Here is a 15,282-nt window from a genome sequence, read left to right on the forward strand (position 1 = left end):
CAATTCACTACCCGACTACCTTGATCCAAGCGACCCAAGTAAAACGCGCGAAGGCCATCCGGCTCCCCGTCGCGCCATCTTAGTCGCGAGGAAACCATAGACTCGAACTAACCACAGTCACAAACAGACCATATTTGACAATACTCTAACTTGTCTTTTACTGGATTAGATATATCTTCTGCTGACATAAGATAGATAACGTAAAAAGCCCGCTCTATCTCGGCAGAATCACCATTAATTATGCTCAAAATTCCTTTAAGGTTTTCAATGTTTAAAAGATTAGCGCCAGTCCTCGTTCTAGGGTTGCTTTCCGGATGTGCTCTCACCAATGGCGAGCAAAATCACCAAGAAACCATGTCTGCAATTAATGACTCCAATGCTCACCTCACCAATAGGCTCAATAATCTGGCCCTGTCGGTTAGTAATCAAATGGATTACGTCGAGAGCCTAGAGGCTGAAATTGTCTACCTACAAGAGCAAATTGAGCACGCTACGATTACCCTGTCTCAGTCCAATATTCCTGTTGTGGCTACTGAAGAGGAAGAGGAAGCTGCGCCGGTTGTTCCAGTCAGCGTCACTACCTCTACAACCGATAAGATACTCCTAGGTGCGATTGAACATGTTGAAATTGATGCTATCAATCAGACTCTGGACGCACGAATTGATACGGGAGCGGCAACATCTTCATTAAACGCCGTGGACATTGAGTATTTTGAGAGAAATGGCAACAATTGGGTCCGTTTTCACTTAGCAGACGGTGTAACAAAGCTCACTGACGAAAATTGGATAGAGCTGCCTATCGTTCGCCATGTAAAAATTCGTCAGTCAACCAGTGAAAATGTTGAACGCCGAGCGGTCGTAGAACTTTGGGTCAGAGTTGGCAAAATTCAAGAAAAAGCGCAATTTACGTTGGCAGACCGCTCTCAAATGAGTCATCCTATCTTATTAGGACGAGAGTTCATTCGCGACATAGCGCTAGTCGATATCAGTCGTAATTACATACATACGGACAGTAAATAAAAACAATAGGCAGTTTATGACTTCAAAAATACCATTTTATCTATCAGTCGCTCTTCTGATAGTAGCAGGGATTGCATTGAGTATTATGAGACATGATACTTACGGTGTGCCTTGGACCCCTGGAGAAACACGTCAAGTTTGGGACATAGAAGCTCGCGTAGAGTTTACCACCCAGAACAAACCTGTTAAAGCATCGCTTGCAGCGCCACTGACTCAAGCTGGATACACGCTGATTAGTGAATCAGCCTCATCACCAGGCTATGGCGTTTCTTACCTTAATACCGATTCAGGTCGCCGTGCCGAATGGTCTATTCGTCAAGCAAGTGGCTCTCAAACCATTTACTATAAAACTCAGTTTTTGGTTGACCCTCAAGCCGTCGTTGAAGATGTAAAACCTACGGGCGAAATTGTTAAACCAACATTTGATGGCCCGATGGAAGCGGCAGCCAATGCACTGATTGAACGTGCAAACCAACGCTCTGCAGACGATGTGACTTTTACTCGAGAACTCATCAAGACGCTAAACGACAATGAAAGTCAGAACTCAGCCTTGATCTTAAACCGCTTATCAAAGGTTGAAGCCGTTGATAAGTTATTGGCTTACGCACAGATTCCTAGCAAAGTTGTCGGTGTTATCGAGCTAGAAGATGGCCGTCGCCGTCAAAGCATCCAACAGATGAACCAAGTTTGGGATGGCAAGAAGTGGGAATTGTTTAACCCAACATCTGGCACTCCTGAAACTCAAGATAACCTCCTCATCTGGGATGAATCTAACGTTTCATTGCTTGATATTGTCGGTGGTCAAAATAGCCAAGTGCATTTCACTATGATTGCCCAGGAAGTGTCTCCTAAGCAGGCGACAAACGACAAAGTGGAATCAGATGGTTTATTAAACATTTCGATTCATAGCCTACCTCTTGAAGAACAAGCGATGTTTAAAACCATCATGCTGATCCCAATTGGTGCGCTATTAGTTGTGTTCCTTCGTGTCATCATCGGTCTAAAGACATCGGGCACATTCATGCCAGTGCTCATCGCCGTCGCGTTCGTTCAAACTCAACTGGTGACCGGTATTGTTGGTTTCTTGCTCATTGTCGGTACGGGTTTAATCATTCGTAGTTATCTGTCCAAGCTAAACCTCTTGCTAGTCTCGCGAATATCCGCGGTCATCATCACCGTTATCATGATTATTTCAATCTTTACGGTTATTGCGTTCAAGATTGGTCTGACTGAAGGCTTATCGATCACGTTCTTCCCTATGATTATCCTTTCTTGGACGATCGAACGTATGTCTATCCTTTGGGAAGAAGAAGGCCCTAAAGAAGTGGTTCTTCAAGGTGGTGGCTCATTGCTTACCGCGGTACTCGTTTACCTTGCAATGACAAATAGCTACGTACAACACTTAACCTTTAACTTTATTGGCCTACAGCTGATTGTACTTGCGGCAATTTTGCTACTTGGTACATACACTGGTTACCGTTTGACAGAACTACGTCGCTTTAAACCTTTAGCGGAGGACTAAATATGTTTTCACAGTTTACGTCTCCGGGTAAGTTGCGTCACAAGGGTATTATGGGCATGAATCAACGTAACCACAGCTTTATTGCTCGTTACAATGATCGCTCAAAGTACCCGCTAGTGGACGACAAGCTAAAAACTAAGATCATCGCCGAGCAAGCGGGTTGTACTACGCCTGCATTGATTGGTGTGATCAGTCACCAAGCCGAGGTAAAGAGCATCCATAAGATGGTTCTTAACTGGCCTGGCTTTGTTATTAAACCCGCTCAAGGAAGTGGTGGTAAGGGAATCCTTGTTATCATTTCTCACAAAGACGGTGTTTATACTAAGCCTTCAGGTGACACCGTTGGTAAGGAAGATGTCGAAAGGCACATCAGTAACGCTCTAGCTGGCCTGTTTTCTCTTGGTGGCAAGAATGACGTGGCCGTCGTAGAAAACTTGATCAAGTTCGATTCATGTTTTGATGGTTATAGCTTTGAAGGCGTACCAGATGTTCGTATCATTGTTTTTAAGGGTTACCCTGTGATGGCAATGATGCGATGCTCAACGGCGGCGTCCGATGGTAAAGCGAACCTTCACCAAGGTGCCGTTGGTATCGGAATCGATATTGCGACAGGCAGAGCTGTTCGAGCGGTGCAATTTGATAAGCCTATCACCCACCACCCAGACACAGACCAAGAACTGAGCCAGCTGCAGGTTCCACATTGGGAAAAACTCCTAACTCTCGCTTCTAGTGCTTGGGAAATGACAGGGCTTGGCTATATGGGTACCGACATGGTACTTGACCAAGAAGAAGGTCCAATGGTTCTTGAGCTTAACGCACGTCCTGGGCTTGCCATTCAGATAGCAAACGGGGCAGGCTTGCTACCAAGGCTGCACCATATAGAGACCTTGGGAACACCCGCTGAATACCCGAAACCAGCCGAGCGTGTTGCTTACGCGGCAAAACAGTTTGGTATATTTGATAACAAAATATCGGGCTAGTCACCTTGGTTAGCAGACAAACGTAGCAGACAAGGGTAACAACGTAAGGGTTTACTGAGGTAATGACTTACGGAGACGGATACTTAACCGTTTACTCGTCAAGTACCCAAATAGCAGTATAAAAAATGCCTTCCATATGGAAGGCATTTTTGTAGCAGTTACATGCTCAACTTAGTTCGTCAGTTCTGACGAATCCTCAGTCAATGTTCCTGTCTCTAGTTCATCTAACATCAACGTCTGTTTTGGCGTCTGACCAAATCCACGTAAGCCAACAACATGCACGTGTTCGTGATCTTTAAAGATCTTACGCACCAGCTTGTAAGTTGTTCCTTTCTCTGGGCTGATATTTTCTGGAGCCGCAATCAGTAATTGCATGTCTAAACGATCACACAGTTCAAACAGAGTCGATATCGATTTGCTGTCCAGGCGAGCGGCCTCATCTAGGAACAACAGTCGACAAGGAACAATGTCTTTACTGCGAAGACGGCGAGACTCTTCTTCCCAGCTCTGGATAACCATCAATAAGATGGATTGACCCGTACCTATCGCCTCACCCGTGGATAGAGCGCCAGATTCCGCTTGTAACCAACCGTCAGAGCCACGATTTACTTCAACGCTGAGCTCTAGGTAGTTTCGGTAATCCAGTAGCTCTTCTCCAAGAATCTGCGGAGAACGCTGTCCCATATCAATATGCGGATTAACACGCTGGAACAATTTGGCCATCGCTTCTGAAAAGGTAAATCGAGAACTTTCAAATAGGTCTTTGTGCTGCGCCTGCTGATCCGCTAGGCCAGTGAGTAAAATCTCGTGGCTTTCTCTCACTTTTACATTGAGACGAACACCTTTAACCTGACCAAAACCAATGTTCGATAATCCTTGGTTCAGCATGCGGATTCGGTTTTGCTCACGTAAGATCGTCTTCTTAATAATGTTGGCTACGGAGTCTGAACTGATCGCCAATCGATTTTCTCGAAGTGTCAACTCTTCCGTTAAGCGAGCAAGCTCGACTTCCATTTCTTCAATCGCTTCAACAGGATCATCGGTATGAATAATATCCTGACGAATACGTTCGCGAAGGTGTTGATAAACCGCGATATAGAAAAGTACTTTGCGCTCTGGGTGGGCGTTATCTTCAGATAAGCGCAATGCATCGCGCAGATCATCATTGCCAGCCACGGCTAAACGAAGCGCACCCAACGACTTATCGGACATTGAGCGAAGCTCCCCTGCCGACAAGTAAGCTAGCTCTCGCTTATGCAGTCGACGTTCGACATCGTTTTCACGGGCTAAGCGCAATACCGAGCACCAACCTGCTTTCGCGGCAACAACGAACGTACGCAGCTCAATATACTCTTTTTGTACTTTTCTAAGACGCTTGGTGAGCCCTTTCATCTCTAGCTCAGTCGACGTTATAGTTCTGTCACATTCACTCTTTCTGTTTCGAGTTGTGTGCAGTTGCTCGTGCAATTCATCTTTACGACGTTGCGCGCGCTCTAACGATTCTTCATCTGCGCTCACACCGTACTCTTTGAGCTCTTGCTTAAACTCTTGAACTGTCTCTTGCTTCGCTTGATGGGAGCTTTTTAATGACGCCAGTACTTGCTGGTATTGGCTCATTTGGCCTTGCACCTGCTTGAACTCTTCACGATGCCTTGTTCTTGCACGCTCAGCATCGACCAATTTCAACTTAAGCTGCTCGCTGAGCTCGCTGCTCTTGCTTAGCAGTTCAACCGAATCGGAATACGCGAAATACTGACGACGTTCGACCAAGTCTGACACAGCAAAGATATCAGCCTTAAGTGCCTGTAGTTTTTCATCCGCCTGTTTGTACTCAAGTGCAAGCGCATCAAATTGCTCAGGGTCACTCTCAAGCGCATTGACGACCTTGGCTAGCTTCAGTGCATCTTGCCCGTGATGGTTCAAAAATGCTTTTGCTTCGCTTAGAGTAGCCACTTTCGCTTCGAGCTCTTCAAAGCGTTCAGTGAGTTCCACTTCTTCAACCAGCGCCATCATAGGCACTAACTTGTCTAAAACAGTAAGTGCATGCTTACTCGCTTGTCTCTGAGTGGTAAATTGTTGCTCTTTCTCCGCGAGTTCAGAAAGCGTTCTATTCGCTTGAGTTTGTAGCTCTCGCTGTTTTACTAATGCTTGTTCTGGATCGTTTTCAAACGCTATTTGAATATGAGACGACACAAATCGGTTGAAGCTTTGATACAAACGAGACAGCTTTTGCGAGTCAAAAGCCGCTTTCGCGTGCTTCTCGACAACCTCTTCACGTTGATCACGAAGTAGCTCTAGTCTCTGCTCTCGAGCAGCGCGGCCAAACAGAGGGATCTCTGGAAGGCGTGAGTATCGCATTTGACGTTCGTTCAGCAGAACACAAACCGCGCCTTCCAATTCATCCGCATTAAACGAGCTATCATCAAATGCGTCGATATCCCCTTCAATGATGTAGAGATCTTCTGGGCAGTCGTCTAAATCCACCAACTTTTCTTTGATACCCGTTAGATCAGAAACCACAATAGCGTGGCGAGCTGGGCCATACATCGCACTGAAGTAAGGCGCGTCATCAATGGTGATGTCATCATAGATTTCAGACAGTAATACACCACCCAGAGTATCCGCTAATCCTTTTAAACGTGGATCATTAGAGCCACCTGGTGAGGCTAGACGTTCGATATCAGAATCCAGTTCAGAACGACGCTGAGCCAGTTTGTCTTTTTCGAATGACAGTGTTTTCTCTTGTTCGAGCACTTGTTGCATTTGATGCATCACAGCATGGCTGTCATACAGCTCAGCATCACTTTGCTCAGCCAATGCTGTCAACGCATCGTTCGCGGCTATCCAATTCGGCGCAATGGATTCAAGCTTTTTGATCTCGGCCTGAACGCGCTGCTGTTGATTGCGCTGCTCACTGCGTTGTTCACGTAACTCTTCAAGAGAAAATTCTACACTTTCAATCTGCTCAGAATGGTGCTCTCGCTCTTGCTCTAACGTCATCTCATCAACGAGTTTAACGTTAAACTGTTTCTGATATTCTTCAATTGAAGACAAAAGCTGTTTCTGTTGAGCCAATTGACGCTCAACGTTGCGATACTGAGCTTTCCACTGCTGTTCATTCTGGCTGGTTTGTTCCGCGTCACGAGCGGATTGCAGAATGTTTTGAGCCGATTTTGCGGCTTCGCTGCGTTCTACATTGCCAGCAATGCGTCGCACTAACGCTAGCGCCGATTCAAATTGCTCAGCCGCCGCAGACGAAACATCGAGTTTATGCTTCACCGCCAATAGCTCAGTCGTGCCTTTTGCTTCCGCTTGTTTTAATTCAGACAGTACTGCCACTGACGAGTCTGGGCTCAATCCTTCATCGTTTAGTCGAGCTTTAGCTTTATTGAGGGCTTCGATCGCTTGTTGATATTGAAGAGCACGGGTTTGCTGAACATCTAGTGCTTGCTGATAATCCGCGAGCTGCGTCTTTAAGCTGTCGACTTCTTCTTCAGCGATATGCGCTTGGTGCTCTACAGTGAGAAGCTGTTCTTGTGCTTCTTCAACAACCATCAACTGCTCTTCCAAGCGCTCGCTTAGCTCTTCTAGGTCTCCTTGATAGCGTTCAACCTTTTCTTGTTGGCGTAACGCCGTTTGAACCAATTGAAGGTGATCGGAAGCACCTTGATGATCTTGTTCTAACGCACTTTCACTTTCGACAATCGCCTCGATCTCTTGCTGAACGTTAGTCAGCAATGTGTGCTGTTCAATCAAAGTGCTGCGAGAGCTAAAGAGTTCAGAGCGCAGAGCAAGCGTATTATCGAGCTTAGCCTTGCGATCATTTGCGTGACGCATGTAATCGGCGGCAACGTAGTTGGTTGATTCTGTAATTAGGTTTTTAAATAAATCTCGATCGGCTTGGGTGGTTTTGATTGCCTCAAGCGTCATGCGATTCTCTCGAAGAGCGGATTCCATATCTTGGAATGCCTTCTTCACACCACCATTTTGTGGCAACAAATAGTCTCTTAATGAACGCGTAATAGCGCTCGAGATACCGCCGTAAAGTGATGCTTCAATCAATCGGTAGAATTTAGAACGATCGCTGCTGTTACGCAGTTTTTTCGGCACCACACCATACTCAAACATCTGAGCATGATAATCAACGATCGACGTAAACGCTTTAAAATGAGCCCCCTCGAACTGAGCGGAGACTTCTTTCACTTCGTTTATCTGGCGTACTCGCGCGTGATTATCGGACACGCTTTCGATCAGAACATCTGTCGGTTTAATGTGGCTAGGTAAGCCTTGAATGACAAACGGCTTAATGTCGACTTTTTTATCTCGACCTGCGACTTGCTGAAGCTTAACAGCGAACAGCAAGCGTTGATTCTTCGAGTTCACCACGTCCAACGCGGCATAACATGCTCCAGGTTGCAGCTTACCGTATAAACCTTTATCTCGAGATGCTTGCGAGCTACCCGCTTCCGTTGTGTTTCTAAAGTGAAGCAGGCTTTGGTCTGGTATCAGCGCGGTGATAAAGGCCGCCATCGTGGTAGATTTACCCGCTCCGTTGCCGCCTGACAATGTGGTAACTAAATCATCAATATCAAAGGTACGTGCGAAAAAACCGTTCCAATTGATCATGGTCAGTGATTGATATTTTCCTCGTTCAATCATGCGTTATCTTCCATATCTTGTTGCTCTACTTCTGCACTGTTAATGTCAACATTGCCGTCTTGCATGTCATCTTCTTCAAGTAATTGCCCTTGGCTTGGCTTTTGAGCGTGCACAACCGCTTCACCGTCTCGGATAAGTCTCAATTGTGCTTCTCTAATATCGTCGCCAACACGTACGTCAGCGCCGAAGCGGAAAACCGATTCGCTTATCTGAAATTTCCCAGATTCACCGACGCTGATTACCATCCCTAAACGACGCAATCGACGCAGGGAAGTTCTCACTTTTTCGAACAATTTCTCTTTGTCTAGATCCGATCCTGAAGCTCGGTTTGTCACCAATTTCATCAGTTTCTTTTCATCAGCAAGATTAAGTAACTCATCGTATAAATCTTGGTTGGTGAATATACCTTCGTGGGCAAGACGCTCAGGGCTGAGGTAAAGAAAACACAGTACTTTGCCCACCAGCATATCGAGCTCTGAAAGAACGCTGCGGCTGATCAACGACGTTGAGCGTGGACGAAGATAAAAGAACCCCTCGGGCGCTTTGACCAATTCGACGTTATAACGCTGATAGAACAGGGCTAGTTCTGTTTCAAAATCGGTCAATAGAGCGTGTTTATCGAGATCTTCGCTCGAGATATGACGCCCTAAACGAAGAACACTGTCGAGTTCAGGGAATAGAGGGTTTGAAATTGCTTTAGCCAGGTTTTCTGGCATGTATTCATTAGTATCTGTCGATGACATTCGCTTGTACCTTTGCACCAAAATCGTTAATTGCTTGCCAATCAGGTTGAATCGCTCGGTAATCAGATTCTGAATAACCGAGACGAACCGCTTGATCGATAACCATTCTGGCTAAATCAAAATGTTGAGTCTGTGGGTGAGTATTGAGGTAATCACGCAGCACTCGACCTAAGTCGATGGCACTCCCCTGCTCTTTATGGACTTTAAGCATCGAACTTATGCGATTCGATAGCTCATCATTAATCTGTTGAATTTCTTCATATTCCACTTCCATTGGTACTTGACCGGTGACTTCATCATCACGAAGGACTAATGCTTCATCACGAAGATCATTCAATCGCTCGGCATCTGCATAAGTCAAATACCACGGTGCATCAAAGTAATCAGAAACGGACTGACGAAGGCGTTGACTGAAAGCACGGTTTTTATCCATATCAATGGCAGTACGAATAAATTTGTGGACATGACGATCGTAGCCAATCCATAAGTCAATGGCCTGTTGTCCCCAGCTCGTGATTCTATCGAGCTTAGTTTGCAGGTTGAACAGCGCTTCTTCTATATCTTCATGCTCAGAGTGACTGTAGATTAAGCCTTGTATATCGAGAATTTGCGTTTGAATCTCGTCACCCGCAGCCTGCAGTGTGTCTTGTAACTCTTTCAGAGTTGAAGATGTTTCAGATAATAAAGATTCACAATTGTTAATCGCTTCACGCCAATCTTTATTGAGCAGCTCTGCAATTTGCAGTTTGACGCTCTGCTGCTGCTCGTCCATAACTCGTTGATTAAGATCGATCTGGTCAAATATCTCTGCAACGGAGTATTTTAATACGCCATAGACACGCTTTTTCCAATGCGAAGCATCACCACCTTCATTTGCGGCTTTGGATGCTTTTTCCATCTCATCAGCGGCCATAGATAGCTGAATCGATAACTTGAGCTTGGAGAATTCTCTATGTCGTACGTAATAATCAGTAATGCCAATGGCTAGCAACGACAATCGATAGATACTGGCCCCGTCATTAACCTCACTCGTAAAACGACTGATCAAGCGCTGTTTAACAAGCTCATTAATGGCATTGTTGGCACGAAACGCGGATGCTTCACCGGTGCTTTCAAACATTCGGGTGACAATGGTGAATGCGTCGTGCAATTCACCTTCACCTAATTCTTCGTCAAACCTATTGTCGTTGAGTACGGCCAATGCAATTAAAAAAGCAAGCCGCTCATTCGACAAGTTCAATGAGAAATCGTGCTGCTGAACCCAGCTTACCAATTCATCGATTGGCTGCTCAGCAACATTGAGAGTCTTCTCACTCATTCCTAGTCCTGTTTTCTATTTCTTCTTTGCGGATACCTTTATGTATCCACCTAATGAGAGGTAAGGCTCTGTTGACACGATTGTTTTTCCAGAGCCAATACATCTTTTCTGGTATTCCCTCATACACTGCATGCTCCCTTTGCAAACGCAGAATGAACACATTCCCAATTTTTCCTCAGACTTCAAAGCTAGCACCATCAATCCGTTGATACGCGTCTTTTGGCTTTCATTCTTTCTAAGGCTAAAACTGAATTTCTGTGTGGCTTACCCTTCGGAATATTGCCACAAATAACCATCTTATAAACTAACCCATGATGGTTATAAAAATAGTCGAGGCACGACTACCCTACTTTCACCTGTATCTATACTTAACTAGCACAGACTATTTCGTAGCACAGGTTAAGCTAAAAAAGTGAAGCCATAACAGCTGAACCACCACGAAACTTACGAGGGTTGCACCTTGGGCCTCAATGGTCTGTTGTGATGAATGAACAACTTGATTGCGTCCTAGTTTGCCATTTGGAACGACCAATGATTAAAACCGAGCAGAGTACAGGTGACTTGAAGGTCTTCCCAAACAATGACTTGGCGAATCTCATCTTTATCGAAACCATCAATATTTTTTACAAATTTGTGGGCAATATCGTCGAAATTAAGGTCTTCAGTCCCAGCAGTTGGGTTATCATAAAAGATTGTCCCGCTATTCTGTCATAGGAATGGTAGGAATAGAGAAGGATTCTCTTATATTTATTATCAAGTGGTGTTTTTTCGGACTATTTTTGTATGTTTGAGCTGAAAAAGATTGTTTCTTCATTGCTGATGCCTTTACCTGCAATGCTTATTGTTGGTTTTTTAGGCTTAATGCTTATCATGTTTACTGCCAAGCGAAAGACAGGATGTTTCGTCGTATTGTTCTCTCTTTGTGGTATTTTCTTAATTGCTTTTCAACCCGTTTCTACTCGATTGCTTATGCCAATGGAGAGAACTTACTCTGCCTTTTTACCAATAGATGAACCCATCGACTACATTATGGTGCTCGGCAGTGGGCACGTCGTCGATGACCAAATCCCTCCAACCTCAGAGCTTAGCCGAACAGCATTAATGAGGTTGAGCGAAGGTATTCGTATTTCACGTATGTATCCTGGTTCTAAACTCATCTTGTCTGGCTATGCGGGTGGTTCTGAGTTCAGTAATGCGAGAATGATGGCTAAGGTCGCACTCGCTCTGGGTGTCTCTAAGTCTGACATAATCTTACTAGAAACAGCCCAAGATACGTGGGAAGAAGCTCGCCAAGCCGCCGCTTTTGTTGGACAAAAGAAACTGATTTTAGTCACCTCTGCAAGTCATATGCAGCGTTCTATCAATGAATTTCTCTCCGCTGGTATTAAGCCTATTCCAGCCCCAACAAACTATTTGGCGCATCAAAATATCAATCAGCCATGGGAAAAGTACACACCCAAGGCTCGATATTTAGAGCAGACAGAACGCTATTGGCATGAAACGCTAGGCACCATATGGCAAACGCTAAGAGATAAAGCCGCTACCTATGAAGACGATGCTCTAAATGAAACAGAAGATACACCGAAAGCTCTCTAACTTGGTATAGCAAGAACCGTAAAAAAGCCCGAAATAATAGGTTATTTCGGGCTTTTTTTTGAAAGAGATTTTGAACAAGAGTGTCAGTCACCCGCGAACATATAACCTTCACCATGAACAGTGACGAATATCTGTGGGTTCTTAGGATCATATTCCATTTTCGCTCGCATGCGACGAATCAATACATCAATGGTTCTATCGTTCGGCGCATCAACTCGATGGCTAATCATGTTTAAAATTCGTTCCCGACTTAGCACTTGATTTGGATGCGACGACAGCGCCACAAGCAGCTCATATTCCGCTTTTGTTAGTTTAACGGGTACACCATCGCGTGTGAGCGCTCTGCGTTGTATATCAAACGTCCATTCGCTAAAACGAACGAGATTTTCGTCAGCCTCAGCAGTATCTACCGATTGATGAGCATTTTTTGCTGTAGAAATGCGCCATAACAAATTCTTGACTCGAACTAAGAGCTCCCTTAATTCAAAAGGCTTGGTAACGTAATCATCGGCCCCCATTTCTAGGCCAACAATTTTGTCAATATTGTCCGTTCGTCCTGTCACCAAAATGATGCCAATATCAGACTGGCTACGAAGCTCTCTTGTTAACATTAAGCCATCAGAACCCGGTAAATTGATATCGAGCATCACTAAATCAATTGGTGCTTGCTGCAAAGCTGCTCGCATCTCTTCACCGTTTTCGGCTTCGCTAACGGTGTAGCCTTCATTTTTAAAATATCCGGCTAGCTTGCTTCGTGTTACAGCGTCATCTTCAACAACGAGTACATGATAGGTCATTTGCACCACTTAATTTATTAGTCTGAATGATTTTACAGCCATCATTCTATTCATAATTCATCACAATTCTAGCGCTATACTGGCGATTAGGAAAATTTTCAGCGCTTTATTGATTCAAAACAATCCAATCGAATCTGTTCATTTTTCTCTATATTCTTCTACTTTTTATCATAGTCGTCGTTACCGCTATTCACTTTTATTCGTTAAACTATGAAAAGAATTTCTGTAAAGGCAAAGTAAAATGCAAGAAATAAAAACATTTAACGAAAAACGCGCTGAAATATACTGGTGGCTATCAAGCCTCTTCGCCAAAGAATTAACCGAGCAAGATTTGGTTCAATACCACACACCTGAAATTCGCTCCTTTCTATCTGGGCTAGGTGAAAATGAAACACTCAATGCATCGGTTGCTCATTTAATTGATGCACTAAACCGACTGCAAGATCGCGAAGATGCGCAATTGGAACTTTCCGCTGACTTTTGCGATCTATTCTTGAAGTCTGAAAAGGATTCAGCGCTGCCTTATGCGTCTATGTATATCGGTAAGTCAGGTCTTCTTAATGATACTCCAGCCAAAGACGTCGCAGATTTAATGGCCAAACACGGTGTTTCTGTGCAAGAGGCTTTAAATGAACCCGCTGACCATTTAGCCATTGAACTCGATTTTCTAGGCAACCTAATTATTCGTTCCAATGAGCTGGAACAAGAGAAGCACATGGACGAAGCATTTATTGAGCAAGAGCAGTTCATTACCGTCCATCTGCTTTCTTGGATCCCTAAATTTAACGAAAAGTGCCAACAGCTCGATGAGTTTGGTTTCTATGCTGCCGTGTCTGAATTGTTATATGCATTTTTGAAATTAGACAATCGATACCTCAAAGGTGAATAGCCTTACGTCATAAAACTGCCATGATATTGTCTAATTATCGTTTCCGATCACGCCAATGACGTCGCTTTTCGTTGCTTGTGTCACGTATGAGGTCTAAAATTAGCCCTGATAATGACAACTATATTAAAGACAAACCGCTATTTATGGCGGTTTTTGTATTTTTAACCGTTTGAAGACTTTGGTCGTTTAACACTTTCAAGCGAAGTGAAATACAATTGTTTGTAAGTGCAACTCGATTGCACCGCACTTAACAGGAATGAATTATGGCCACGATTAAAGATGTTGCTCGTTTAGCTGGCGTCTCAACAACTACTGTATCTCACGTAATCAATAAAACACGCTTTGTGGCTGAGAGCACCCAAGAAAAAGTAAACAAGGCCGTCGACGAGTTAAATTATGCGCCAAGCGCAGTCGCTCGAAGCCTAAAATGCAATACGACTCGCACTATTGGGATGCTAGTGACTCAGTCCACAAACCTGTTTTTCTCAGAAGTTATTGATGGCGTAGAAAGCTACTGCTATCGCCAAGGCTACACGTTGATTTTGTGTAACACCGGCGGTATTTATGAAAAGCAGCGCGACTATATCCGTATGCTGGCCGAGAAACGTGTTGATGGCATTTTGGTAATGTGTTCTGACTTAACTGAAGAACTCAGAGAAATGCTTGACCGCCATGCAGATATTCCAAAAGTCGTCATGGACTGGGGGCCTGAAAGCTCTCAAGCTGACAAAATTATCGACAACTCAGAAGAAGGCGGATATTTAGCAACAAAATACCTCATCGAGAAAGGTCATACCGACATTGCGTGCTTAAGTGGTCACTTTGAAAAAGCCGCTTGCCAAGAAAGAATCGCAGGCTTTAAGCGTGCTCTCACTGAGTCGAATCTTAAAATTGATGAAGACTGGATTTTAGAGGGGAACTTTGAATGCGATACAGCCGTTTTAGCCGCTGACAAAATTGTTGCCATGGATGAAAAACCAACCGCTATCTTCTGTTTCAATGACACTATGGCACTAGGCCTTATCAGTCGACTAGGGCAACGTGGTGTCAATGTTCCGAACGATATCTCAGTTATTGGCTATGACAATATCGAGTTAGCAGAGTATTTCTCTCCTCCATTGACGACTGTCCATCAACCAAAACGACGTGTGGGTAAAAATGCTTTTGAGATATTACTTGAACGCATAAAAGATAAGAACCACGAAAAACGTGTGTTTGAAATGCACCCTGAGATCGTTGAAAGAAATACCGTGAAAGATCTAACTAAATAATACTTATATCATTTATCGGCACTTGCGTATTTTATGATATAGTTTAGACTCATTAATGAGACGAATTTATTGAATGGACATCACCATAGTGAAAGATATATGTGAGCTTCATTTAATTTAACTCAACTTAATGAATTGAAAGTCACGCACAGGGCAAACCATTTGAAAGAATGGGACGCAAAGCCTCCGGCCTAAACCAGAATGTCTTACTTAGATTTGATTTCTGATAGGTAGCGGGGTTGCCGATGGCAAACATGCATACACCAAGTTTACTTGTAAATGACACAGTTTCTGCATATTTTGCTAACCTCTCGGACCTGATTTGGTGGCGTATTAGACATACACCGAGAATATACAGCATGGATAAACCAGTACTAAAAGACTCAATGAGGCTGTTCGAACAGCTTGGACGAGTAAAGTCTCGTTCGATGTTTGGCGGGTTTGGCATTTTTATTGAAGAAACAATGTTTGCGCTTGTGGTAAACGA

The 15,282-nt window shown here is 44.1% G+C and carries 12 protein-coding genes, 1 pseudogene and 1 riboswitch; of the genes and pseudogenes, 8 read left to right on the top strand and 5 right to left on the bottom strand.

All coding sequences use genetic code 11. The annotated features are described in order from the left end of the window. The 4 genes from BCU12_RS03585 to BCU12_RS03600 all read left to right on the top strand — a co-directional run. Positions 1–100, top strand: a 100-nt coding sequence (locus tag BCU12_RS03585) for a DUF1698 domain-containing protein (RefSeq protein WP_133153804.1), incomplete at its 5' end; no start/stop codon positions are given. Between the two features lie 167 nt (positions 101–267). Beyond that, on the top strand, positions 268–1,020 hold the full coding sequence (locus tag BCU12_RS03590) for an ATP-dependent zinc protease (protein WP_102403020.1): 753 nt from the start codon (positions 268–270) through the stop codon (positions 1,018–1,020). Between the two features lie 16 nt (positions 1,021–1,036). Then, positions 1,037–2,542 carry an inactive transglutaminase family protein gene (locus tag BCU12_RS03595; RefSeq protein WP_102403021.1) on the top strand — a complete coding sequence of 502 codons (1,506 nt, stop codon included), beginning with the start codon at positions 1,037–1,039 and terminating at the stop codon, positions 2,540–2,542. Between the two features lie 2 nt (positions 2,543–2,544). Continuing rightward, on the top strand, positions 2,545–3,522 hold the full coding sequence (locus BCU12_RS03600) for an alpha-L-glutamate ligase-like protein (RefSeq protein ID WP_102403022.1): 978 nt from the start codon (positions 2,545–2,547) through the stop codon (positions 3,520–3,522). Between the two features lie 171 nt (positions 3,523–3,693). Here the strand turns inward: BCU12_RS03600 and mukB are convergent, their stop codons facing one another. The 4 genes and pseudogenes from mukB to BCU12_RS03620 form a co-directional block, all read right to left on the bottom strand. Further along, a complete protein-coding gene (gene mukB / locus BCU12_RS03605) occupies positions 3,694–8,181 on the bottom strand; it encodes a chromosome partition protein MukB (RefSeq protein WP_102403023.1) in 4,488 nt (1,495 codons plus the stop codon). After that, the gene (gene mukE / locus BCU12_RS03610; protein WP_102403024.1) at positions 8,178–8,924 is read right to left on the bottom strand and encodes a chromosome partition protein MukE; all 747 of its coding nucleotides are present in this window, start codon (positions 8,922–8,924) and stop codon (positions 8,178–8,180) included. The genes mukB and mukE overlap by 4 nt, the downstream gene beginning before the upstream one ends. After that, positions 8,905–10,242: a chromosome partition protein MukF gene (gene mukF / locus BCU12_RS03615; protein ID WP_102403025.1), complete on the bottom strand. Its 1,338-nt coding sequence runs from the start codon at positions 10,240–10,242 to the stop codon at positions 8,905–8,907. The genes mukE and mukF overlap by 20 nt, the downstream gene beginning before the upstream one ends. A 561-nt stretch (positions 10,243–10,803) precedes the next feature. After that, positions 10,804–10,928: pseudogene (locus BCU12_RS03620) on the bottom strand (tRNA uridine 5-oxyacetic acid(34) methyltransferase CmoM); the annotation flags it as partial. Between the two features lie 97 nt (positions 10,929–11,025). Between BCU12_RS03620 and elyC the strand changes: the two are divergent. After that, complete coding sequence (elyC, locus tag BCU12_RS03625; RefSeq protein ID WP_102403026.1) at positions 11,026–11,838, top strand: envelope biogenesis factor ElyC; 813 nt, start codon at positions 11,026–11,028, stop codon at positions 11,836–11,838. Between the two features lie 83 nt (positions 11,839–11,921). On the opposite strand, the gene torR is transcribed toward elyC, so the two are convergent. Beyond that, positions 11,922–12,635, bottom strand: a complete 714-nt coding sequence (gene torR, locus BCU12_RS03630; protein WP_102403027.1) for a two-component system response regulator TorR — start codon at positions 12,633–12,635, stop codon at positions 11,922–11,924. Positions 12,636–12,876: 241 nt separating this feature from the next. Between torR and torD the strand changes: the two genes are divergently transcribed. The 3 genes from torD to BCU12_RS03645 all read left to right on the top strand — a co-directional run. Further along, positions 12,877–13,524: a molecular chaperone TorD gene (torD, locus tag BCU12_RS03635; RefSeq protein ID WP_102403028.1), complete on the top strand. Its 648-nt coding sequence runs from the start codon at positions 12,877–12,879 to the stop codon at positions 13,522–13,524. A 263-nt stretch (positions 13,525–13,787) separates the two neighbouring features. After that, entirely contained in the window at positions 13,788–14,795 is a 1,008-nt protein-coding gene (purR, locus tag BCU12_RS03640; RefSeq protein ID WP_102403029.1) for an HTH-type transcriptional repressor PurR, read from the top strand. A gap of 142 nt (positions 14,796–14,937) precedes the next feature. Beyond that, a riboswitch (cyclic di-GMP riboswitch) is annotated at positions 14,938–15,042 on the top strand. Positions 15,043–15,154: 112 nt separating this feature from the next. Further along, positions 15,155–15,282, top strand: a 128-nt coding sequence (locus BCU12_RS03645) for a TfoX/Sxy family protein (RefSeq protein WP_198599240.1), incomplete at its 3' end; no start/stop codon positions are given.

The organism is Vibrio sp. 10N.261.55.A7, assembly GCF_002877365.1.
GTDB lineage: Bacteria > Pseudomonadota > Gammaproteobacteria > Enterobacterales > Vibrionaceae > Vibrio.